Below are 22,261 nucleotides of genomic sequence, written 5' to 3'. Positions count from 1 at the left end.
GCGCCAGGCGCGCCGGCCTCGGAACGGGATGGTGGTCAGTCCGACGCGGCCGTGGTGATGTCCTGGGCCAGCGTGTACTGGTCCATGCGCCCCTCGTAGTGCAGCCCCTTGCGGAAGGCCCAGAGCGAGCTTTCGAAGTGCAGCGGGATGAAGCCGAGCTTGTCCATTGCCATCTGCGTGGCCTGGCGCAGCAGCTCGGCCCGCTTGGCCTCGTCGACCGTCCCGATGGCCTGGATCAGCACCTTGTCGAAATCCGGGTCGGACCAGGCGCCGTAATTCGAGGCACCGATGCCGAGCGAGTCATTGTCCGTCGTCACATATTGCCGCAGGAACGACGCGGCGCCGCCGCTGGTCGAGCCCCAGCCGCCCATCGCGAAGCTGAACTCCCGCTTGGCGCGCCGGGTGAAGAAGATCGAGCTGGTCATGGCGTCGAGCTTGGTCCGGATGCCGACGCGGGTCAGGAACTGCGCCACCGCCTGGGCGACCTGGGAATCGTTGATATAGCGGTTGTTGGTCGCGTGCAGCGTGATGTCGAAGCCGTCGGGATAGCCGGCCTCGGCCAGCAGCGCCTTGGCCCGGGCGGGGTCGTAGGGCAGCGGCTGCGGGTCGGGGAGGGCGCCGAACATCGTGCTCGGCACGAACTGGTAGGCGGGCTCGGCGAAGCCGTCCATGATCCGGCTGACGATGGCCTTGCGGTCAATCGCCATCGACATGGCCTTGCGCACCCGCTCGTCCTGGAACGGGTTGGCGCCGGTCTTGGTCTCGATGAACGGGCTCTTGTCGCGCCCGATATCCATCTGCAGGAAGATCACCCGGCTCGATTCCTTCGAGGCATAGGCCAGGTCGTCGCGCTGCTTGATCTGCGCGATGTCACGCGCGGCCGGCGCGTCGATGAAGTCGTAGTCGCCCGACAGCAGCCCGGCGAGGCGCGGGCCGTCGGACGGCACCGGCACGAATTTCACATGGTCCCATTCCGGCGCCTTGCCGAAATAGTGCGGGTTGCGGCTGAGGGTGATGCCGCTGCCATGCTCGTACTTGTCCAGCAGGAACGGTCCGGTGCCGATCGCGTCCTTGCCGGAATTGAAGTCGTCGACGGTCGGCCAGGGGCCGGTGACGCCGCATTTGTTGGCGAGGTCGAAGGTGATCTTGCCGTGCTGGACGATGCCCTCGCTCAGGATCGCGATCTCGGCCACCAGCTCGGGCAGCAGCGGTTCCACCGCCTTGGTGGTGATGCGCAGCGTGTAGGGATCCGGCGCCTCGACCGAGGCGAAGTTGCGGACCTCGTCCGAGAACGACGCGTTGACGCTGCCCTCGTTGTTCATCACCCGGCAGAAGGTGAAGATCACGTCGTCGGCGTTGAAGTCCGAGCCGTCCGAGAACTTCACGTCGTCGCGCAGCTTGAAGACCCAGCTGTGGTCGTCTTCCGCCTTCCAGGATTTGGCGAGGTCCGGCTTGGTGGCGTTGTTCGCATCGGAGACGCCGAGCGCGGAAAAGATGTGCAGCGCCAGGGCATTGTTCGACGAGACATCGTGATAATGCGGGTCGGCGGCGGACGGCTCGGCCGCCTGGCCGATCGTCAGGTCCTTGGCCGAAGCCGCGCTGGTTGCGAGCAGCAGAAGCGCTGCAGCGCAGGTTGCCCAATGCTCCACGGGAAGCCCCCTCTGACTGTGTGCGTCTTGCATTGACGAACAATTTTTTTCGTCGCAATGAAAAGCGTGAAAAATCTGGGAGTCAAGAGCGAGCACGCGGGATGGGCAGGGTTTATTACTCCGAGGTCGCGCAGCTGGTCGCGAAGGCCTATGACCGGCTCAGCCCCGGCCATCGCCGCATCGCCGATTTCATCCTCAGGCATCCGACCGAAGCCGCGACGCTGAACAATGTCGAGCTGGCGGCCCGCTGCGAGGTCTCCAACGCGACCGCCAACCGTTTCCCCAAGGCGATCGGCTTCTCGGGCTTTGCCGAATTCCGGAGCTCCCAACGCGACGCGCTGCGCACCGATCTGTCGCCGGCGACCAAGCTGCGGGAGGAGATCGACGAGACCGCGGGTCCGTTCGACGTGATCCAGGACGGGCTGCGGCAGGACCTGGCGAATCTGAACCGGACCCTGGCCGGCATCGACGAGGAGAGCTGTGCCCGGGCGATCGAGCTGATCCTAACCGCGGAGCGGATCTTCGCCTTCGGCATGGGGTTGAGCCGGCATGTGGCGGGGCTGCTGATCCATGGGCTGGAGCCGTTCTGCCGGGGCAATGCGACGGAGATGGGGGCCGGCGGCGGGGCCAATTCGGCCATGCGGCGGGTGGTGCATTGCGGGCCGAGGGACCTGTTGATCCTGGCGTCCTTTCCGCGCTACTCGGCCGAGACGCTGGATATCGCGAGGATCGGCCGCGAGAACGGGGCCATGATCATCTGCCTCACCGACCGGCCGACCAGCCCGTTGACGAAATACGCCGATGTCGTCTTCTACGCCCAGGCCGAACGGGCGCTGCTGCCGAATTCGGCCACGGCGGCGGTGGCGATCGCCGAGGGCATCATCGCCGCGGTCTCCAATCGCCGCTCCGAAGGGATCGACGTGCATCGGAAGCTGGCCGAGAGCTATCGACCGGAGTGACGATGCTGCATCCGGCGGATCGCGTCGACCCCGGCAGTTTTGTGTCGCGGATGCTGCTCCGATGATCGCGCGCCGGCATGCACGAGCGCAGATGGTTGCGGGTTCCCGCAACCAACGATGTCATGCAAGCCCTCGTCTCCGACGGGGGCTTGTTTGCTTTCCGCAGAGTGATCCCGGCGATCACCGTCCGCAGGGCCTCCGCCGCTTCGTGGCGGTCCTCCGGATGGTCCTCCGCCTCCGCCAGCCGCTCCACCTTCCGCCGGAACAGCTCGATCTCTCCGGACCCGTGCGACGTCAGGTTATCTTCCGAGCTGGCGCCTCATCAAAACTCCTCGGTCTCGGCGATGTCGGCCAGCGTCTCGCGATCACGCACCATCAGGGCGCTCCCCTCGCGGCCCAGGATGCCTTCGCCGATCCAGCGATTGATCTGGACATTGACCTTCGACCGGCTGGCGCCGATCAGCAGACCCAGGTCGCGCTGCGACAGCCGGCGCGGCAGCCGCATCGTGCGGCCCGGCGTGGTCCGGCCTGATGGCGTCTGGCCCGATGGCGTCTGGCTGGCCTCGGTCTCGGCCAGGGTCAGGAGCAGCCGGGCCAGCCGCGCCGGCAGGTTCAGCAGCGCCACACCCTCCAGCTGGTCGCTGGTGCGGCGCAGCCGGGTGGTCAGCAGCTCCATCATCTGCAGGCAGGCCTCGGGCGACTGCTTCAGCATCCGCCGCAGGTCGCGCCCGTCGACGATCTGCAGCCGGCATTCGCTCAGTGCCACCGCGTCGGCGCTGCGGCCCCGGCCGTCCAGGGCCGAGACTTCGCCGAACATCTCGCCGGGGTGCAGGATGCCGAGCAGGATCTCCCGCCCCTGGCGCGAGATCAGGCGCAGGGCCACGCGGCCGGACTGGATGATCAGGATGCTGTCGCCCGGGTCGCCGCGCAGGAAGATGGTGTCGCCGTCGTCGTAGCGCCGCTCGATCAGCCGCATGGGAAGGGCGTCCTGGATGGCTGGCAGGCCGCCGGCCGAAGGGCGCGCGCCGCCTGAGGGTCGGGCCGAGGCCCATGACATGACATAGTTCACGGTCAGCTCCAGAGATGGCGGCCGCTGCCGCGGCCCGGGGCGCAGGCTCCGCACAGCCTGCGCCCCGGCGCTCCCGGCCGGCGGTCCTCGGGGTCCGGCTGAGACTGGGTCTCGGCCCTCCATCGGAGGGCTCGGCTGCGGTGGCGTTCGCCTTGCCGCACCGGCGCTCCGTGATGCTGGAATTGTCCGCAACCGGGCGGGCCGGCTCAATACACCAGAATTGAGGTATCGGCGGACGGGGCCTGGTCAGCTGCCGTTCAGCCGCCGCACTCCGCCTTCAGCCAGCCGACGAACTGCCGCACCGGTTCCCAGTCGGCCAGGGCGGGCAGGGTGACGGCATAGTGGTTCCAGTTGGTCGGGGTCTCGTCATCCAGCAGGCGCAGCAGGCGACCGCTGCGCAGGTCATCCTCGACCAGCGTCCGGCGGGCGATGGCGACGCCCAGGCCGTTCACCGCAGCCTCCAGCGCCAGCAGCGTGCCGGTCAGGTTCATGCCGTCATTGACTGCGTCGGGCGGCAGGCCGTGGGTCTCGAACCAGTGCTGCCAATGGGCGCCACTCTGGTCGTCGCGGGCGGTGGTGTCGATCAGCCGGGCCAGGCGCAGGAGATCGGCCGGCGCTGCCACCGGCCCGTGGCTCGCCAGATAGCCCGGGCTGGCGACCGGGAAGATCGCGTCGGCCATCAGCCGTTCGACACGCAGGTTCGGATAGGCGCCGCCGCCGAAGCGCAGGGCGATGTCGACCGCCCGCTGCGACAGGTCGGCCAGCGCCAGGTCGGCGATGATGTCGATGTCGACCTCGGGATGCAGCGCGCGGAACCGGTGCAGCCGTGGCGCCAGCCAGCGCACGGCATGCGACGGGATCACGCTGACCCGCAGCCGCGGCCGGCTCCGCCGGTCGACCCCGGCCACGGTGCGGCGGATCTCCTGCAGCGCCCGACCCATGCCGGCGGCCAGCCCCTCGCCCTCGGCGGTCAGCTCGACCCGGCGGACATGCCGCACCAGCGGGGCCACGCCGAGCTCGGCCTCGAGATCGGACACCCGGTGGCTGACGGCGCTGGCGGTGACCGCCAACTCCTCGCCCGCGCGCTTGAAGCTGCCGAGCCGGGCCACGGCCTCGAAGGCGCGCAGGGATTCGAGCGGCGGCAGCCGTCTCATAGCCGGTATTCCGGTCGGATCGCGAGCGTCGCCAGCCCCATGGATGAGCCCGCCTCACGCATTGATGTGGAAATGATCGCTTGTCCGGCACCGCGTGCCAAGTCATAGCGGTCTATGGCGGCACCGGTCTGCATGGGGGATGCCGCGGGCCGGGACCGACCCTATGGGCTTCGCCTTGCCCCGGATGTGACGAGCGTAACATAGGCGTCGGGTCCCACACGCGATGATGCGCGAACCGGGATGCCGATGCCGGCACCACTCCAGGCGCAGTCCGACGGCGCCGCAACCCGACGGAGCTGATGGTCGACCAGACATCTTCGATTGCCGTCCCGGCCCTGGCGCCCGGCGGATGCCGGCTGCGGGCGGACCCGCGCATCCCGCCGACCGCCCTGCCGGGCGAGCGCGAGGTCGGCCGGCTGGTCGGAGGGGTCTATGACGCGGCGCTGGAGGAGGAGGCGTGGCCGGTCGTGCTGCAGCGGATGCTGCGGCTGCTCGGCGGCGAATCAACGGCGCTGCACCCGACGCTTTCGCCCTCCCTCCGGGACGGGTCGGTCCGGGTCGGCTGCGACCCCGATTTCACGCCGCTCTACAACGACTACTACCACCGGATCATTCCGCTGGCGCCGCTGGCGCCCCGGCTGCGCCGCGCCTGCGTGTTCATGGGCGGCGCGGCGATGGCGGAGGACGCGTTCCTGCGCAGCGAGTTCTACAACGACTATGTGCGGCCCCAAGGCAAGCGCAGCTTCATGTTCTGGATCGACGCCGACAGCCGCGGGCTGCGTTCGCACCTCTCGGTCTGGCGGTCGCGCCGGCGGGCCGACTGGGCGGAGCCTGAGCTGCGGGTGCTCGGCGCGGTCGGGGCCCATCTTGGCCGGGCGCTGGAGATCCAGCGCCGCCTCGCCGAAGCCGCGCGACGGCCGACCGCTGCGGTCGACCACTGCCTGCTGGCGCCGCAGGAGCGCGCCTGCCTGGCCGGCGTCGCCGGCGGCGCATCGAGCAAGCTGATCGGGCGGCGGCTCGGCCTGTCGATGCACACGGTCGACGCCTATCTCGCCTCCGCCCGGCGCAAGCTGAAGGCGGCCAGCCGCAGCGAGGCGGTGGCCATCGCCTTGTCCGCGGGGCTGCTTGATGGCTGAGCATGGCGGCGCCTCCGTGACGGCCGCCTGGGGCGGCCGCGGGCGCCGCGCCGATCCACGCATCCCGTCCTCATCCCCGCCCGGTGAGGACGACGTCTCCCGCCTGGTCGGCCAGATCTACGACGCCGCGCTCGGCAGCGAGGCGTGGGTGACGGTGGTGACCGGGATGCGCGATCTGCTGGACGCCGAATCCGGGGCGCTGTTCCCGGCCGGCTACGGGGTGCCGTCCGACACCGCGATTCATGTCGGCTGCGACCCGGCCTTCATCGCGCCCTACAACGACTACTACTGCCGGATCTCGCCGCTGGTCCCGGTGGTGCCGCACCTGCCGGCCGGATCGGTGTTCGCCAACCACATGGTGGTGGCGGAGCAGGACTATGTCCGGTCGGAATACTACAACGACCACATCCGGCCGCAGGGCAAGTACACCAACCTGTCCTGGTTCGACGCCCCCGTCGGCGGCCGGCGCGGCTACTTTTGTCTGTGGCGCCAGCGCTGGCAGCCGGCCTGGGAGCCGGCGGCGCTGCGGGTGCTGGGCACGGTCGGCCCGCATCTCGGCCGGGCGCTGGAGATCCAGCGCCGTCTGGCCGCATCCGCGCCGGGCCATGCCCCGGCGTCCCTGTCCGGCCTGCTGGCGCCGCGCGAGCGGGATTGTCTGGCCGGTGTCGCCCGCGGCGCTTCCAGCAAGCTGATCGGGCGGCGGCTCGGCCTGTCGATGCACACGGTCGACGCCTATCTCGCCTCGGCCCGGCGCAAGCTGAAGGCCGCCAGCCGTAGCGAGGCGGTGGCCATCGCCTTGTCCGCGGGGCTGCTCGATGGCTGACGTCATCGCGGCGTCGGGCGAGGAGGGGATCGCAGCCTTGGTGGCCCACGCCTATGACGCTGCGCTCGGCCGCGAGAGTTGGCCGGCATTGCTGGCGCGGCTGGCGGATCTGCTCGGCGGCGATTCTGCCGTGGCGCTGCATCCGACCGGCACGCCGCTGCCGCGGGACGAGGCGATCCGCATCCGCGTCGACCCGGCCTGCGTGCCGCTCTACAACGCGCATTACCACGCCACCTGGCCGGTGCTGCCGGCGCTGCCGCGGCTGCCGGCGGTCTTCGCCGACCGCATGGTGGTGCCGGAGGCCACGTTCCAGCGCAGCGAGTTCTACGCCGACTATGCCCGGCCGCAAGGCCGGCACAGCGGCCTGTACTGGATCGAGGGCGGCCGGGAGGGCCTGGGCGCCCATCTCTCCGTGTGGCGGACGCGGCGCCGGCCGGACTGGGGCGAGGCGGAGATGCGGCTGCTGCACCATCTCGGCCCGCATCTGCGCCGGGCGCTGGTGATCGCGCGGCGTCTCGCCGCCCAGGCGCAGCCCCGGCCGGCGGCGGCCATCGTCGTCGATCCCGTGGCGCCGCGCGAGCTCGACTGCCTGGCCTGGGTGGCCCGCGGCGCGTCGAGCAAACAGATCGCACGGCAGCTCGGCCTGTCGATGCACACGGTCAACGCCTATCTCGCCTCGGCCCGGCGCAAGCTGAAGGCCGGCAGCCGCAGCGAGGCGGTGGCCACGGCACTGCAGCTCGGCCTGATCCAGGTCTGACCGGCTGTTCCCCTGGAGACAGGCGCGGCCGCCGGCTGCTGCTAAACCGGGTCCGAACCATCGGCTGATGCGGGAGGACGCGGTGCTGTGGATCGAGGCTGTCGGCTATGCCGGAACCGGCTTCACCATCCTGGCCTATTCGATGCGCCGGCTGATCCCGCTGCGCATCGTCGCCATCCTCAGCAGCGCCAGCTTCCTGGTCTATGCCGGGCTGATCGGCAGCGCCCCGCTGGCGCTGATGGAGGTCATCCTGCTGCCGATCAACGCCTGGCGCCTCGTCGAGCTGCTCCGCCCGGCGCCAGCCCGGGCAAGCCAGGCTGTTCGGTCTGTTCCCCCGGTGACATCGGCCCCGCGAGGAAGCTGATAGGACGATAGCAACGCCCATCATCAACCCTTTCAACCGGGAACGACCATCATGGCTGTTATTGCAGGCACCGACGTCCGGGAGGTGATCCACGCCGCGTCCGACGGCGTGGAGATCCCCTCCGGCTTCCTCGACATCGCCCTGGCGACGGATGAAGACGACACAATCGATGGCGCCGGCGGCGACGACCGGCTGTTCGGCGGCAGCGGAAGCGACATCCTGTCCGGCGGCGCCGGCGCGGACCATCTGAGCGGCGGCGCCGGCATCGACACGATCCGGTACGACGGCGCCGCCGGGGTGTTGGTCGACCTCGCCGGCCTGATCACCAACAGCGGCGCCGCTGCAGGCGACGTGCTGGCCGGCGACATCGAGAACATCTCCGGCAGCGGCGTGCGCGACGTCCTGTTCGGCTCCGGCCTCGGCAACGCCCTGGCTGGTGGCGGCGGCGACGACGAGCTCGCCGGCCGGGCGGGCGACGACACGCTCGATGGCAGCGACGGCAACGACCTGCTGGTCGGCGGCGACGGGGCCGACACATTCATCGGCGGCTCCGGCATCGATACCCTGGCCTATGACGGCACCGAGGGCGTGACGGTCGACCTGACGGCGCTGACCGCCCGGGACGGCCAGGCCCAGGGCGACGTGATCGGCGCCGATATCGAGAACCTGGCCGGCGGTGCCGGCGACGACGACCTGACCGGGTCCGGCATCGCCAATCTGCTGTCCGGCGGCATCGGCAACGACACGCTCCGGGGCATGGCCGGCGGTGACACACTGAACGGCAGCGTCGGCGACGACATCCTGATCGGCGGCGCCGGCGGCGACCTGATGGACGGCGATCTCGGCACCGACACCCTGTCCTATGCCAACAGCAATGCCGGGGTGGTGGTCAGCCTGGGCACCGGCCAGGGCTCCGGCGGCTTTGCCGAGGGCGACCGCTTCTCCCTGGTCGAGAACATCACCGGCAGTGCCTTCGCCGACCGGCTGACCGGCGTGTCCGGCGCCAACCGGCTGGAAGGCCTAGGCGGAAACGATGTTCTGGCCGGCGCGGCAGGCGGCGACACGCTCGACGGCGGCGCCGGCACCGACCTCGCCACCTATTTCGGCGCCGTCGACGCGGTGACGGTCGACCTCGTGGCCGGGCTGGGCAGCCGCGGCGACGCCAATGGCGACCGCTACCTGTCGATCGAGAACGTGCATGGCGGCCGGGGCGGCGACAGCCTCGCCGGCGACGGCCAGGCCAACCTGCTGAACGGCTTCGAGGGCGGCGACACGCTGAGCGGCGGCGGCGGGGCCGACACCCTGGTCGGCGGCGTGGGCCAGGATATGCTCTCCGGCGGCGCTGGGGCCGACCGCTTCGTCTATGCCGTGGCTGGCGACAGCGGGATCGGGGCCAAGGCCGACCGGATCACCGATTTCAGCCGCGGCGAGGGCGATCGCATCGACCTGTCGGCGATCGACGCCGATATGAACACCACCGGCAATCAAGCCTTCAGCTTCATCGGCGGTGGACTCTACACCGGCGTGGCCGGGCAGCTGCGCTTCGCTGTCACTGCTCCCGGGGTCATCACCATCGCCGGCGATATCGACGGCGACAGGGTCTCCGACTTCCACATCCAGCTCGCCGGCACGACCGCTCCGGTCGCCGCCGATTTCGTGCTCTGAGCCGGGAGGAGACCATGGCCTTCGCTGCCGCTGAACCCGAGGCCTCTTCCGGCAGGGATGGCCCGGCACCGCGGCGCCGGCTGCGCCTGGCGCGACCGCGCAGCGCGGCAGCGGCGCTGGGCTTGGCGGTCAGCCATCTGATGACCAAGCCGGCCTTCGCGGCGCTGCCCTTCGGCAGCTGGTCGCGCGTGCTGGTCGGGCAGGTCAACCGCGGCCACTGCCACTTCGTCGTCGACGAGGCCGGCCGGGTGGTCGGTTTCCTCGGCTGGGCCGTGACCGGCGAGGCGAAGGCCGAGGCCTGGCTGCAAGGCCGCGGCGACGTCTCGGATTTCGACGCCCGCGACGGCGACTGCATCGTCATCAACGCCTGGTCGGCGGACGGCCCCACGGTCAACCGCGCCGTCCTGGCCGCAGCACGACTGGCGATCCGCGACAAGCGGCTGGTCTATTTCAAGCGCCACTATCGGGACGGCCGCACCCGCCCGATGCGCCTGTCCGTCAACGACTTCGTCGAAGGTCACATCGGCCGCTGACCCGACGCATGGGCCGGTCGCGACCGGTCCATCCTCAAGACAATCAGGAGAATATTCATGGCCAGCATCACCGGCAGCGACGGGAACGACGTCGTCCACGTGGCGTTCGACAACACCAGCATTCCTCCCGGCTTCAACGAGATCGCGGCGGCCACCGACGATGCCGACGTCATCAACGGCATGGGCGGCGACGACCGCCTGATCGGCGGAGGTGGGGATGATATCCTGCGCGGCGGTATCGGGGGAGATAATCTGAACGGCGGGACCGGGATCGACACCGCGTCCTACTCCACCAGCGCGGCGGCGGTGGATATCAACCTGGCCGAAGGCACCGCGCGATTCGGCGACGCCCAGGGCGATGGCTTCGCGTCGATCGAGAATGTCGACGGCTCGTCATTCGACGATACCCTCGTCGGCCACAGCGGAACCAATCAGCTCAAGGGTCTCGGCGGCAATGACGTCCTGAAGGGGTTGGGCGGCGACGATGTCCTGGTGGGCGCCGCTGGCGATGACGAGCTCCAGGGCGGCGCCGGGGCGGACGAGCTCAGCGGCGGCCTCGGCATCGACACCATCCGCTACTTCGCCAGCGACGTCGACAGCGACGGCGATCTCGAAGGCGTGAACATGACCATCGGCGGCACCGGCACCTTCGGCGAGGCCCTGGGCGACACGATCAAGGATGACATCGAGAACGTCATCGGGACGGTGCAGGGCGACGATCTCGTCGGATCGGCCTTCGACAACCGGCTCGACGGTGGCGACGGCAATGACGATCTCTCCGGCCGGGACGGCAACGACACCCTCACCGGTGGTGACGGCAATGACGACCTGATTGGCGGAGCAGGGGGTGACCATCTGGTCGGCGGCGCCGGGATCGACGAGATCCACTACGGCGGCACCGTCGGAGTCTCGATCAACCTGGCCGACCGCACCGCCGTCGGCGGCGAGGCTGACAGCGACGTGATCGAGGGCGACATCGAGGATGTCGACGGTAGCGAGGGCAGGGACGTCCTGGTTGGCTCCGACGTGAACAACGTCCTGTCCGGCAACGGCGATGGCGACTTGCTTTTCGGCGGGGCGGGGGACGACAGCCTGAACGGCGGAAGCGGCGATGATATTCTGGGGGGCGGCGCCGGGGCGGACCGGCTCAGCGGCGGCTCCGGCAAGGACACCATCGTGTTCGGCGGCCTGGTCGGCGTCACGGTCGACCTGACGGACCGGATTGCCAGGGACGGCGAAGCTCAGGGGGACGTTCTGGCCGCCAATCACGGCATCGAGAACATCGGCGGCAGCGACGGCGCCGACCATCTGACCGGGTCAGCCCTGGACAACGAGCTCGTCGGAAGCCTGGGCGACGACACGCTCAGCGGCCTGGGCGGCGATGACTTCCTGTTCGGTGGGGGCGGCAATGACGTGCTTCGCGGCGGGGCCGGGGCGGATTTCCTGGATGGCCGCGGCGCCGATGCTCCCGGTGCCGCTGACCTCGTCAGCTTCTTCGGCGCCACCGCCGCGGTAACGGTCGATCTCCAGGCCGGCCTCGGCACCCGCGGCGATGCCGAGGGCGACAGCTACGTCGCCATCGAGAACGTCAATGGTGGCAAGGGCGGCGACATCATCATTGGCGATGCCGGGGCCAATGTGCTGCGCGGCTTCGAGGGCAACGACGTGCTGCGTGGTGGGACCGGGGCGGACACGCTCGACGGCGGCGCCGGCATCGACACCGCCAGCTACTTCACCGGCTCGGCCGGCGTCGTGGTCAGCCTGGTCACCGGCAAGGGCAGCGCCGGTGACGCCCTGGGCGACACCCTGGCCGGGATCGAGAACGTCAACGGCAGCCGGGGCGGCGACAGCCTGGTCGGCAACACCGGCGCCAATGTGCTGCAAGGCTTCGACGGCAACGACGCGCTCACCGGGGCCGGCGGCAAGGACACGCTCGCCGGCGGCCTCGGCGCCGACCGCTTCATCTACGGCAATGCGGCGCAGAGCGTGGTCGGCGCCAATGCCGACCGGATCACCGATTTCAGCCACGCCCAGGGGGACAGGATCGACCTGTCGGCGATCGACGCCAGCACGCCGGCGGCCGGCAACCAGGCCTTCGCCTTCATCGGCTCCGGCCTCTACACCGGCGTCGCCGGGCAGCTCCGCTTCGCCGTCAGCGGCGGCGTCACCACCATCGCCGGCGACGTCAACGGCGACAAGGTCTCCGACTTCCACATCCAGCTGGCCGGCGCGGTGGCGCTGGTCGCCGCCGATTTCGTGCTCTGACGGAGCTCCGGCCGGCTCCGGGAAGCCGGGGCCGGCCTTCGGCCATCGGCATGCGTCCGGGGAGGCGCCCATGACCCAGGACTGGCGCAGGGTCTATCACTTCTGGTTCCCGGACGGCCTCGACGAGGCCGATCTGGAAGCGCATCTGCGGCTGCATGGCTGGTGGTTCGGCGGCGGCGCCAATGCCGAGCTGATGCCGCTGGCGCCGCTGCTGGCGACGGCCCATGCCGGCGGCCTCGACCCCTGGCTCGACACGCCGCTCGGGCGGCTGTCGCTGATCGTGGTGCTGGACCAGTTCCCGCGCGGGCTGTTCGCCGGCCGGCGCGAGGCCTATGCCGGCGACGAGGCCGCGCTGCGGATCGCCCGGGAAGGGCTGGCGATCGGCCATTACGACGCGCTGTCCCGGCCGTGGGAGCAGATCTTCTTCCTGCTGCCCCTGGCCCATGCCGAGGGGCCGGACCACCGCGCCCGGCTGAAGCAGGTGGTGGCGATGGCCGCGCTGGTGGCGGCCGAGGCGCCGGAACGGCTGCGGCCGCTGTACCGGTTCCATGTCGGCCAGGCGCGGGCCCATCTCGAGATCGTCTCCCGCTTCGGCCGGTTCCCGCACCGCAACCCGATCCTCGGCCGCGCCTCGACGGCGGAGGAGGCGGCGTGGCTGGCGCAGGGCGACCTGGCCCATCTGCGCCGTCCGCCGGGGCTGAAACCGTCCTGACCGCGCTGTTCCCCGGGTGACAGCCGGGCGTGGGCGGATGCCGTAGACCGGGGCGACGCGCAACCAGCAGGGCAATTCCGATCATGGCCAATTTCACCACGACCGATAATCCGGACTTCGTCCATGTCGCCGGCGACGGCAGGACGCCCCCGAGCGCCATCTTCACTGTGTTCGGCGATGCCACCAACGGCGACGATACCATCAACGCGGCAGGGGGCGGTGATATCGTCTTCGCCGGCGGCGGCCGCGACACCCTGAATGGCCTCGCCGGCAATGATATCCTGAACGGCGAGGTCGGCGACGACATCCTCAACGGCGGCGATCTCAACGACAGGCTGGTCGGCGGCGCCGGGGCGGACAGGCTCAGCGGCGGCGCCGGCCGCGACATCATCCAGTTCGACGGCAGCGCCGGCGTGACGGTCAATCTGACCAGCCTGCAGGCATCGGGCGGCGAGGCCCAGGGCGATACCCTGACCGGCGACATCGAGGACATCCAGGGCAGCGCCGGCGGCGACACGCTGACCGGATCGGCCGTGGACAACCAGCTGTTCGGCCTGAGCGGCAACGACACGCTCTCGGGCCTTTCCGGCAATGATACGCTGGATGGTGACATCGGCGCCGACGCGCTCGGCGGCGGGGATGGCGATGACATCCTGCGCGGCGGTGCCGGGGCCGATGCCCTGGACGGCGGGGCCGGCATCGACACGCTGCAATATGGCGGCAGCACCGCCGGGGTGTCGGTCAATCTGACCACCAACGCCGTGACCGGCGGCGACGGCACCGGCGACACGATCACCGGCTTCGAGAATGTCCTCGGCACCGGCAGTGACGACACGCTGGTCGGGTCCGGCACCGGCAACCTGCTGGATGGCGGGGGCGGCAACGACTCCCTCTCCGGAGGGGCCGGCAACGACACGCTGGACGGAAATTCCTTCGACGACCTGCTACGCGGCGGTGCCGGCGCGGACGATCTCGATGGTGGCCAGGGCATCGACACCGCCAGCTACAGCACCAGCAGCTCCGGGGTGACGGTCAGCCTCCTCTCCGGCGCCGTCAACAGCGGCGGCGACGCGGCCGGCGACACCTTGACCCTGATCGAGAACCTCCAGGGCAGCGCCTTCGCCGACACCCTGACCGGGACGGACACCAACAACCTCCTGCGCGGCGAGGCCGGCAGCGACAAGCTCGATGGCGGCGTGCGCGACGACACGCTGGTCGGCGGCGCCGGCGCCGACCAGCTGATCGGCGGCCTCGGCATCGACACCGCCAGCTACGAGGATGGCAGCGTTGGGGTGGCGGTCGACCTCGCGGTCGGGACGGCGAGCGGTGGCCATGCGGCCGGCGACACGCTGACGGGCATCGAGAATCTCGCCGGCAGCCTCGGCAACGACCGGCTGACCGGCTCCGGCGGGGTGAATGTCCTGCAGGGGCTCGCCGGCAACGACATCCTCCGCGGCGGCAATGGCGGCGACACGCTGGATGGCGGCGACGGCACCGACCTCGCCACCTATTTCGGCTCCACCGCCGGGGTGAAGGTCAATCTCGGCGACACCAGGCTCGAAAGCGGCGGCGAGGCGGGCCAGGACAAGCTTATCGGCATCGAGAACGTCAATGGCGGCGACGCTGGCGATACCCTCACCGGCAACGGCGCCGCCAATGTCCTCAACGGCTTCGGCGGCAACGACCTGCTCGCGGGCGCGGGCGGCAAGGATACGCTCTCTGGCGGCCTCGGCGCCGACCGCTTCATCTTCGCCGCGGCCGGCGACAGCGCCGTCGGGGCGAATGCCGACCGGATCGCCGATTTCAGCCGCGCCCAGGGCGACCGGATCGACCTGGATGGGATCGACGCCAACCTCAAGGTGTCCGGCGACCAGGACTTCACCTTCATCGGCAACGGCCTGTTCACCGGCGTCGCCGGCCAGCTGCGCTTCGCCTTCACCGCCCCCGGCGTGACCACCGTCGCCGGCGACGTGACCGGAGACGGCGTCTCGGACTTCCACATCCAGCTTTCCGGCCAGATCGCCCTGCAGGCGTCGGATTTCGTGCTGTAGCCGCGCATCGGCCTCATTTCTCAACCAGGAGCCATCATGGCCGACACGGACCATCCCTGTGACACCAGCCTGCTGGCCGCGGCCGATCCCGCTGTGGCTGCCGCGCCGCCGCGCCGGGCCAGCCATCCGCTGGAGCTCGGCCGCGACGCCATGGCCGCGATGGGGCAGGCGGTGCTGCGCCGCGCCATTGCCTTCGTCGAGAGCCTGCCGGACCGGCCGGCCGCCTCCGCCGGCGACGCGCCGCCGGAGCTGATCCGGGCGATGCTGGCGCCGCCGCCCGAAGGGCCGGGCGAGCTGGAGCCGCTGCTCGACCGGCTCGACCAGGCCTCATCCTATGCCTATGAGGCGGGCAGCCCCGGCTTCTACGCCTACATCCCGGGCGGCGGCCTGTTCACCTCGGCGGTGGCGGATCTCTACAGCGGCGCCACCAACCGCTATGTCGGCCATGCCTTCGCCGCCCCGGCGATGGTGGCGCTGGAGCAGGGGATGGTGCGCTGGCTGGCCGGGATCTGCGGCCTGCCGGAGGGCAGCGGCGGCCTGCTGCTGACCGGCGGATCGATGGCCACGCTGTGCGCCGTGATCGCCGCCCGCCATGCCGGGCTGGGCGACGACCTGGCCGGCGGCACGCTCTATGCGAGTGCCGAGACGCATCATTCGGTGGCCAAGGCGGCGCGGCTGGCCGGCCTGGCGGCCGAGGCGGTGCGCATCGTTCCCTGTGACGCGGCGCTGGGCCTCGACCCGGACGCGCTGGCCGGCATGATCGCCGATGACCGCGCGGCCGGGAAGCGACCCTTCCTGGTGGTCGGCACCGCCGGCACCACCAACACCGGCGCGATCGACCCGCTGCCGGAGATGGCGGCGATCGCCCGGCGCGAGGGGCTGTGGTTCCACATCGACGGCGCCTATGGCGGCATGTTCCGCCTCACCCGGCGCGGCCAGACCCGGCTGCGCGGCATGGAGCAGGCGGATTCCATCACCCTCGACCAGCACAAGACGATGTTCCTGCCCTTCGGCGCCAGCACCCTGGTGGTGCGCGAGCCGCATCGGCTGGCCGCCGCCTATCAGGCCGACGCCGCCTATCTGGCCGGCATGGATGGCGGCCGGGGCCTGCCCGATTTCTCCGACCTGGGGCCGGAGCTGACCCGCGGCATGCGCGGGCTGCGGATGTGGCTGCCGCTGCATCTGCACGGCGTCGGCGCCTTCCGCGACGCGCTGGACGAGAAGCTGGACCTGGCCCAGTTCGCGTATCGCCAGCTGCTCGACGAGCCGGCGCTGGAGCTGCCCTGGCAGCCGCCGCTCAGCATCGTCGCCTTCCGCATGCGGCCGGACGGGCCGGGCCCGGAGGCCGCGCGGCGGGCCGACCAGGCGAGCCAGGCGCTGCTCGACCGCATCAACGCCGGCGGCCGGGTGCGCCTGTCCGGCACCACCGTCGGCGGCCGGGTGACGCTGCGACTCTGCATCGTCGTGCACCGCGCCCATGCCGACCGGGTGGCCGAGGCGATCCGGATCATCCGCGCCGCCGTGCGCGCCGTCCAACCCCTCCTCACCCCCTGATCGGAGACTCCGCCCTGGGGCCGACGCTGACACCATCAATCCCCGCTGGTCAGCTTGTATCGACGAGCTCTCCGTCGCTGTGGCCGGACTGGCGGTCCGATGATCGTGCATCGTTGGGCATGAGCGTGGTTGGTTGCAGGTCCGGGATTTGCGCCTGCGGGCGATCGATGAGCCCGGAGTGGCTCGTTCGGGCGCGCTTTCCGCGAGGAGGCGAATGGCACGGCCTTCGCGACCGCCCCGACCGGATGCGGGCCGCCTCCCTCGGCGGGCCTGCCGGCGGCTTTGGATGTGGCCGGTTTGTGGGGCTTCATCGTCGCCCTCGATCACGACAACCAGATGGCCCTGTTCGCCCATTGCGCGGCGCTGACCGTGTTCGCGGGCCGAGCTGGGTCTATGTCCTCTATCGCGGCGACATCGTGGAGCAGGGGGACACGGCGGAGATAATGGATGGGCCCCGGCATCCCTACACGCGCAGGCTCATCGCTGCCATCCCGAGGGCCTGAGACGCCTGGCGATCGAGACCGGTCGCGGCGCTTCGACTGATGTCCGGTTCGGACATGTGGGCACCATGCCCGGTCAGGCGCATGCCGGTCGGGTCATGTCACCCTCCGCCATGCCCTAAGCCTCAGCCGCGGTGGCGCAGCGCATCCACCAGCAGGGCGAAGGCGGCGGAGGTCTGGTGGCGGCTGGGATAGTACAGGCGATAGCCCGACCAGGGCGGGGACCAGCCCTCGAGCACCTGCTCCAGGCGTCCTTGCGCGAGATGGGGCCGCGCCAGGTCTTCCGGCACATAGGCCAGGCCGAAGCCGGCCAGGGCGGCGTCCAGCACCTGGAAGATGCCGTTGAAGACCAGCTGGCCCTCGACCCGCACCTTCACCTCGCGCCCGTCCCTCTCGAATTCCCAGGCATAGAGCCCGCCATAGGTCGGCAGGCGCAGATTGATGCAGCGATGGGCGACCAGGTCCTGCGGCGCCTGCGGCCGCGGCCGACCGGAGAGGTAGGAGGGCGCCCCGACCACGGCGAAGCGGATGTCGGGCCCGATCCGCACCGCGATCATGTCCTTCGCCACCTGCTCACCCAGGCGCACGCCCGCGTCGTAGCGCCCGGCGACGATGTCCGTCAGCTCGTAGTCGATGGCCAGCTCGACCCGGATATCGGGATAGCGGGGCAGGAAGGTCTCCAGCTTCGGCCACAGGATCGAGCGGATGGCATGGTCGCCGGCCGTGATCCGGATGGTGCCAGACGGCCGCTCCCCGAGCTCGCTCACCGCTGCCAGCTCGGCCTGGATCTCCTCCAGCCGCGGCGCCACGGTGCCCAGCAGGCGTTCGCCCGCCTCGGTCAGCCCGACGCTGCGCGTCGTCCGGGTCAGGAGCCGGATGCCGAGCCGGGTTTCGAGCTGGCGGATGGTCTGGCTCAGCGCCGATTGCGACACGCCGAGCTTCGCCGCCGCCCGGGTGAAGCTCCGCTCCCGCGCCACCGCGACCAGGGCCGCCAGGTCATCCAGGCTTCCACGCTGCATTGATCGGCCCTGCTTATAAGTCCATGCGGATCCTAGCGCTTAATCGGAAGAGAGCCACGCCCCAGATTCCAGGTCCCGAAACCGACGACCGCGCGGGACGACACGATGCATCGGCACGATACGACGCCGACCACGGCGCTGACTCACATCGCCATCCAGGAGCCGCTGGGCGAGAGGAATGTCGACCGGCTGGAGCAGATCAGCGACGCGGAGTATCGCCGATGAGCGCCACGGCATGGCCCGCGGACGAGCTGCGCCGGATCGCGGCGGCTGATGACCTGCACATTGCGCCGTTCCGCGAGGATGGCCGGACTTATGGCACCCCGACCTGGATCTGGTCGGTCGCGGTCGGGGGCGACCTCTATGTCCGCGCCTATCACGGCCCGGCGTCGCGCTGGCACCGGGCGGCGCTGCGGCAGAAGGCCGGGCGGGTCATCGCCGCCGGCCTGACCCGGGAGGTCGCCTTCGAGCCGGTCGACGGCCCGGTCCAGGACCGGATCGATGAGGCCTACCGGGCGAAATACGCCGGCAGCCCCTATCTCGCCGCGATGACCGGCGCCCGCGCCCGGTCCGCCACCGTCCGGATCGCGCCGCGCGAGACCGGATCCTGACGCCGTTCACACAGGACGCATCCCATGAGCACCAACATCGAAGGCAAGGTCGTCGTCATCACCGGCGCCAGCAGCGGGCTGGGCGAGGCCACGGCCAGGCTGCTTTCCGAGCAGGGCGCCAGCGTCGTGCTGGGCGCCCGGCGCGCCGACCGGCTGAAAGCCCTGGCCGATGAGCTGGCCTGGCGCGGCGGCAAGACGCTCGCCGTCGTCACAGACGTCACCGACCGGGCGCAGGTCCAGGCTCTGGTCGACGCGGCGGTCCAGGCCTATGGCCGGGTCGACGTGATGATCAACAATGCCGGGCTGATGCCGCAGGCGCCGCTGGAGCGGCTGGCGGTCGACGACTGGGACCGGATGATCGACGTCAACCTCAAGGGCGTGCTGTACGGCATCGCCGCGGTGCTGCCGGTCATGCAGCGGCAGAAGGCCGGGCACGTCATCAACGTGTCCTCGGTCGCCGGCCACAAGGTTGGGCCCGGCTTCACGGTCTATGCCGCCACCAAGCATGCGGTGCGCGCGCTGTCAGAGGGGCTGCGCCAGGAGGTGAAGCCGTACAACATCCGCACCACGGTGATCTCGCCGGGCGCGGTGGCGACGGAGTTGCCGGGCAGCGTCACCGACCCGCAGGCGGCGGAGCGGATCCGCGCCTTTTACGAGAAGGTCGCGATCCCCGCCGATTCCTTCGCCCGCGTCGTGGCGTTCGCCATCGGCCAGCCGGAGGAGGTCGACATCAACGAGATCCTGTTCCGGCCGACGGCGCAGGAGCTCTGAGCCGGAGGCAGACATTGCAGGTATCTTGGCGAAGGATGAAGCCGAGGGACGGGGCGTTCGCGCAGTATCGGCATATATGAAAAGCCCAGACGCGTGCCCAACGACCTTTCGCAGTTGCGTCCGGGCTTTTGCATTACAGTCACGTCGCATCGACCATCAAGCACTCTTGCCGATGGTCGATGCGACTAAAGGGAGTTCAGATCGAACCGGCTGGTGCCACGGCGGGAAAGTCCTTCTCGGGATCGAACACGTTGTTGAAGAAGTTCGTCAGGGAGTACATGGCCACCAGCGCGACGATCTCCATGATATTCGCATCCGTGTGGCCGGCATCGCGGACGGCTTTCAGATCGGCGTCGCTGACATGGCCCCGGGTCTCGATGACCTTGCGCGCGAACCGGACGGCGGCATCCCGCTTCGGGTCGCTGGCATGGCCTTTTCGGGCGAGAATGATGTCATCGGCCGGCAGCTTGGCCATATGCTCGGCCGTAAAGCTGTGGACCGTCAGGCAGTAGTTGCAGCCATTCACCTCGGAGACGGCGAGGCCGATGCTGTCCCGCGTCTTCACGTCGAGCGCCTTGCTCAGGGAGCCGAGCAGGGCGGCCCAGGCGTTGAACGCGATCGGGCTCTGCGCGAAGGTCGCCATCATGTTCGGGGTGAACCCGATGTTCCTGGTGAACGCATCGAGAGTCGGCTTTGAATCGGCCGGCACATGGTCCGGCTTTAGAGCCGTGGCTCTTGCCATCATATTCTCCGCAAGTCTCTGATTGAACGGGGAACTATACGAGATCCAGCACTTCGCCCACCGGACGGCGCGGCTTCTGCGGCCAGTTGCCCGGACGCTCCGCGCCCACGGACAGCAGCATCACCGGCACTTCGTCCTCGGCCAGTCCGAACTCGCGGTGCACCGCTTCGGCATCGAAACCGATCATCGGCGTCGAACCCAGGCCCCATGAGCGGGCCACATAGATCATCGCCGCCGCGCCGAAGGTGGCGGTGCGCACGGCTTCATCGCGCTGGCGCTGCGGGAAATCCTGGTACAGGCCGCGTGCGGGGATTTCCCAATCCGGCACCAAGTTCGCCGGCATGATGCCCGCTTCCACCACTGGGGCCAGGCGCTCCGGTATCACGCCGGAATCGGCCAGCTGGCCGCAGACGATGAAGGTCACGGCCGCTTCGGTGATCGCGGGCTGGTTCCAAGCGATCGGACGGAGCCGAGCCTTGGCTTCAGGCGTGCGTACGGCGATGAAGCGCCAGTTCTGCAGGTGGAAGGATGTCGGCGCGGTGGTGCCGATCCGCACCAGTTCGCGGATCTGGCCGTCGCTCAGGATGGCGGAAGGGTCGTAATACTTGGCGGCAGTTCGGCTCAGGATGCATTCGATGACGGCGTTGGTCATGGCGGTTCCGTTGGTCTTGATGATTTCTGCAGGTCAGGGGATGGGCTGAAGCCGGAGGGCGGCTCCGCCCCCTCCTCCGGAAAAGCTGCTGGGATGGGGCCCTTCGGCATCTCATGCCAGGAGCCATGGATCGCGCCCCGGGCGCCCGGGCGCGTCCAAGAGGGCGCGGCCGGCCGTTCCGGCAGCGCCGGCCGGCCGCGTGCTCGATGGGCGCGTGTCGCTTAGGGACGGATGCGGATGATCGTCTTGCCCGGGCGTCGCTCGCCCGGGTTGAAGGCGGCGACAGCATCGTCGAGGGTCGCGACGGTGCCGATATGCGTCCGCAGGCGTCCGTCCCGCACCCGCTGGACGATCTCACCCAGCTGGGCGCGATCGGCCTCGACGACGAAATCCACCGCCAGGCCGTCGGCGGGCCGCGCCTCGACCGGGCCGACGACGGACACCAGCGTTCCCCCGGCGTGAACCAGGCCGGCGGACCGCTTTCCGATGTCGCCGCCGATGACGTCGAACACCAGATCGACCGCGCCGACGTCTTCCAGGACGTCGTTGGCGAGGTCGACAAACTCCTGCGCGCCGAAACCGAGCGCCGCCTGGCGGTCGGCGGCGCGTCCGGTGCCGATGACGTAGGCGCCGGCCTCTCGCGCGAGCTGAGCGACCGTCGACCCGACGGCACCGGCCGCGCCGTGCACGAGGACGCTCTGCCCCGCCCGGAGCCGGCCATGCTCGAACAGCCCCTGCCACGCGGTCAGGCCCGAGATCGGCAGGCTGGCGCCCACCGTGAAGTCGACATCGCCCGGCAGGGCAGCGAGGTTGCGCGCCTCGATGGCCACGAACTCCGCCAGGGTGCCGTCGCGATACCAGTCGGCGAGGCCGAACACCCGCTGTCCCACCGACAGCCCGGTCGTGCCGTAGCCGAGGGCGGTGACCACCCCGGCCAGCTCGTGCCCAGGGATCGACGGTGTCCGGTCACGGTCGAGGCGATCGGTCCAGGTCGAGGGCCATTCCAGCTCGGTCGGGACGAATCCCGACGCATGAATCTCGACGATGACGTCGTTGATCGCCGGTTGCGGCTCGGGCCGCTCGGCCAGCGTCATGCCGGCCGTTCCCGCCGCCTGGTCCGTCACGATGATTGCCTTCATCGTCCCTCTGCCTGTGTGTGGTCGGTCGTCAACTTCAGGATTCCTTTGAAGACGAAGCTACGCTGCCACCGGTGCCGGCGCGATGAAACCCGCGTCGGGCCTCCCCGGACGAACGGACACGCATTCCGGAATCCAG

At 70.1% G+C, this 22,261-nt stretch carries 21 protein-coding genes; 14 read left to right on the top strand and 7 right to left on the bottom strand.

Annotation, left to right across the window (positions count from 1 at the left end; genetic code table 11):
* Positions 1–35 precede the first annotated feature (35 nt).
* The gene (locus tag BWR60_RS00260; RefSeq protein WP_230982901.1) at positions 36–1,649 is read right to left on the bottom strand and encodes an ABC transporter substrate-binding protein; all 1,614 of its coding nucleotides are present in this window, start codon (positions 1,647–1,649) and stop codon (positions 36–38) included.
* Positions 1,650–1,750: 101 nt separating this feature from the next.
* Between BWR60_RS00260 and BWR60_RS00255 the strand changes: the two genes are divergently transcribed.
* Entirely contained in the window at positions 1,751–2,608 is an 858-nt protein-coding gene (locus BWR60_RS00255) for a MurR/RpiR family transcriptional regulator (protein WP_088149003.1), read from the top strand.
* Positions 2,609–2,930: 322 nt separating this feature from the next.
* On the opposite strand, the gene BWR60_RS00250 is transcribed toward BWR60_RS00255, so the two are convergent.
* Positions 2,931–3,584 (bottom strand): Crp/Fnr family transcriptional regulator, encoded by a 654-nt coding sequence (locus tag BWR60_RS00250; protein ID WP_179221560.1) that lies wholly within the window; start codon positions 3,582–3,584, stop codon positions 2,931–2,933.
* Positions 3,585–3,934: 350 nt separating this feature from the next.
* On the bottom strand, positions 3,935–4,831 hold the full coding sequence (locus tag BWR60_RS00245; protein ID WP_088149000.1) for a LysR substrate-binding domain-containing protein: 897 nt from the start codon (positions 4,829–4,831) through the stop codon (positions 3,935–3,937).
* A 299-nt stretch (positions 4,832–5,130) separates the two neighbouring features.
* On the opposite strand from BWR60_RS00245, the gene BWR60_RS00240 reads away from it, so the two are divergent.
* From BWR60_RS00240 to BWR60_RS38870, 11 genes are all read left to right on the top strand, one after another.
* A complete protein-coding gene (locus tag BWR60_RS00240; protein ID WP_088148998.1) occupies positions 5,131–5,967 on the top strand; it encodes a helix-turn-helix transcriptional regulator in 837 nt (278 codons plus the stop codon).
* Positions 5,960–6,790 (top strand): response regulator transcription factor, encoded by an 831-nt coding sequence (locus BWR60_RS00235; protein ID WP_218823241.1) that lies wholly within the window; start codon positions 5,960–5,962, stop codon positions 6,788–6,790. Before BWR60_RS00240 ends, BWR60_RS00235 begins: the two co-directional genes overlap by 8 nt.
* Positions 6,783–7,547, top strand: a complete 765-nt coding sequence (locus BWR60_RS00230; protein ID WP_088148997.1) for a helix-turn-helix transcriptional regulator — start codon at positions 6,783–6,785, stop codon at positions 7,545–7,547. The genes BWR60_RS00235 and BWR60_RS00230 overlap by 8 nt, the downstream gene beginning before the upstream one ends.
* A gap of 67 nt (positions 7,548–7,614) precedes the next feature.
* Positions 7,615–7,911, top strand: a complete 297-nt coding sequence (locus tag BWR60_RS00225) for a YgjV family protein (RefSeq protein WP_088148995.1) — start codon at positions 7,615–7,617, stop codon at positions 7,909–7,911.
* 51 nt (positions 7,912–7,962) lie between these two features.
* Complete coding sequence (locus BWR60_RS00220) at positions 7,963–9,576, top strand: calcium-binding protein (protein WP_088148993.1); 1,614 nt, start codon at positions 7,963–7,965, stop codon at positions 9,574–9,576.
* A gap of 14 nt (positions 9,577–9,590) precedes the next feature.
* Positions 9,591–10,109, top strand: a complete 519-nt coding sequence (locus tag BWR60_RS00215; protein WP_218823240.1) for a hypothetical protein — start codon at positions 9,591–9,593, stop codon at positions 10,107–10,109.
* A 57-nt stretch (positions 10,110–10,166) separates the two neighbouring features.
* A complete protein-coding gene (locus BWR60_RS00210) occupies positions 10,167–12,374 on the top strand; it encodes a calcium-binding protein (protein ID WP_088148991.1) in 2,208 nt (735 codons plus the stop codon).
* A gap of 70 nt (positions 12,375–12,444) precedes the next feature.
* Positions 12,445–13,086, top strand: coding sequence for a DUF924 family protein (locus BWR60_RS00205; RefSeq protein WP_088148990.1), 642 nt, complete (start codon positions 12,445–12,447; stop codon positions 13,084–13,086).
* An 83-nt stretch (positions 13,087–13,169) separates the two neighbouring features.
* Positions 13,170–15,137 carry a calcium-binding protein gene (locus tag BWR60_RS00200; protein ID WP_088148989.1) on the top strand — a complete coding sequence of 656 codons (1,968 nt, stop codon included), beginning with the start codon at positions 13,170–13,172 and terminating at the stop codon, positions 15,135–15,137.
* A 36-nt stretch (positions 15,138–15,173) separates the two neighbouring features.
* Positions 15,174–16,691, top strand: a complete 1,518-nt coding sequence (locus tag BWR60_RS00195) for a pyridoxal phosphate-dependent decarboxylase family protein (protein WP_088148988.1) — start codon at positions 15,174–15,176, stop codon at positions 16,689–16,691.
* Between the two features lie 119 nt (positions 16,692–16,810).
* On the top strand, positions 16,811–17,194 hold the full coding sequence (locus BWR60_RS38870; RefSeq protein ID WP_218823239.1) for a hypothetical protein: 384 nt from the start codon (positions 16,811–16,813) through the stop codon (positions 17,192–17,194).
* 122 nt (positions 17,195–17,316) lie between these two features.
* Here the strand turns inward: BWR60_RS38870 and BWR60_RS00185 are convergent, their stop codons facing one another.
* Positions 17,317–18,210 (bottom strand): LysR family transcriptional regulator, encoded by an 894-nt coding sequence (locus tag BWR60_RS00185; RefSeq protein WP_088148985.1) that lies wholly within the window; start codon positions 18,208–18,210, stop codon positions 17,317–17,319.
* 221 nt (positions 18,211–18,431) lie between these two features.
* Between BWR60_RS00185 and BWR60_RS00180 the strand changes: the two genes are divergently transcribed.
* Both BWR60_RS00180 and BWR60_RS00175 read left to right on the top strand, forming a co-directional pair.
* Positions 18,432–18,821, top strand: a complete 390-nt coding sequence (locus BWR60_RS00180) for a DUF2255 family protein (RefSeq protein WP_088148984.1) — start codon at positions 18,432–18,434, stop codon at positions 18,819–18,821.
* Between the two features lie 24 nt (positions 18,822–18,845).
* The gene (locus BWR60_RS00175) at positions 18,846–19,592 is read left to right on the top strand and encodes an SDR family oxidoreductase (RefSeq protein WP_088148983.1); all 747 of its coding nucleotides are present in this window, start codon (positions 18,846–18,848) and stop codon (positions 19,590–19,592) included.
* Positions 19,593–19,788: 196 nt separating this feature from the next.
* Here BWR60_RS00175 and BWR60_RS00170 read toward each other — a convergent pair whose 3' ends face one another.
* The 3 genes from BWR60_RS00170 to BWR60_RS00160 all read right to left on the bottom strand — a co-directional run bounded on the left by BWR60_RS00170 (position 19,789) and on the right by BWR60_RS00160 (position 22,125).
* Positions 19,789–20,334, bottom strand: a complete 546-nt coding sequence (locus tag BWR60_RS00170) for a carboxymuconolactone decarboxylase family protein (protein ID WP_088148982.1) — start codon at positions 20,332–20,334, stop codon at positions 19,789–19,791.
* Between the two features lie 34 nt (positions 20,335–20,368).
* Positions 20,369–20,986: a nitroreductase family protein gene (locus BWR60_RS00165; RefSeq protein WP_088148980.1), complete on the bottom strand. Its 618-nt coding sequence runs from the start codon at positions 20,984–20,986 to the stop codon at positions 20,369–20,371.
* Between the two features lie 221 nt (positions 20,987–21,207).
* The gene (locus BWR60_RS00160) at positions 21,208–22,125 is read right to left on the bottom strand and encodes an NADP-dependent oxidoreductase (protein ID WP_088148979.1); all 918 of its coding nucleotides are present in this window, start codon (positions 22,123–22,125) and stop codon (positions 21,208–21,210) included.
* Positions 22,126–22,261: the final 136 nt, after the last annotated feature.

Source organism: Inquilinus limosus, from assembly GCF_002195995.1.
In the GTDB taxonomy this organism is placed as follows: domain Bacteria; phylum Pseudomonadota; class Alphaproteobacteria; order DSM-16000; family Inquilinaceae; genus Inquilinus; species Inquilinus limosus_C.
This window is presented reverse-complemented; position numbering and strand designations above follow the sequence as displayed.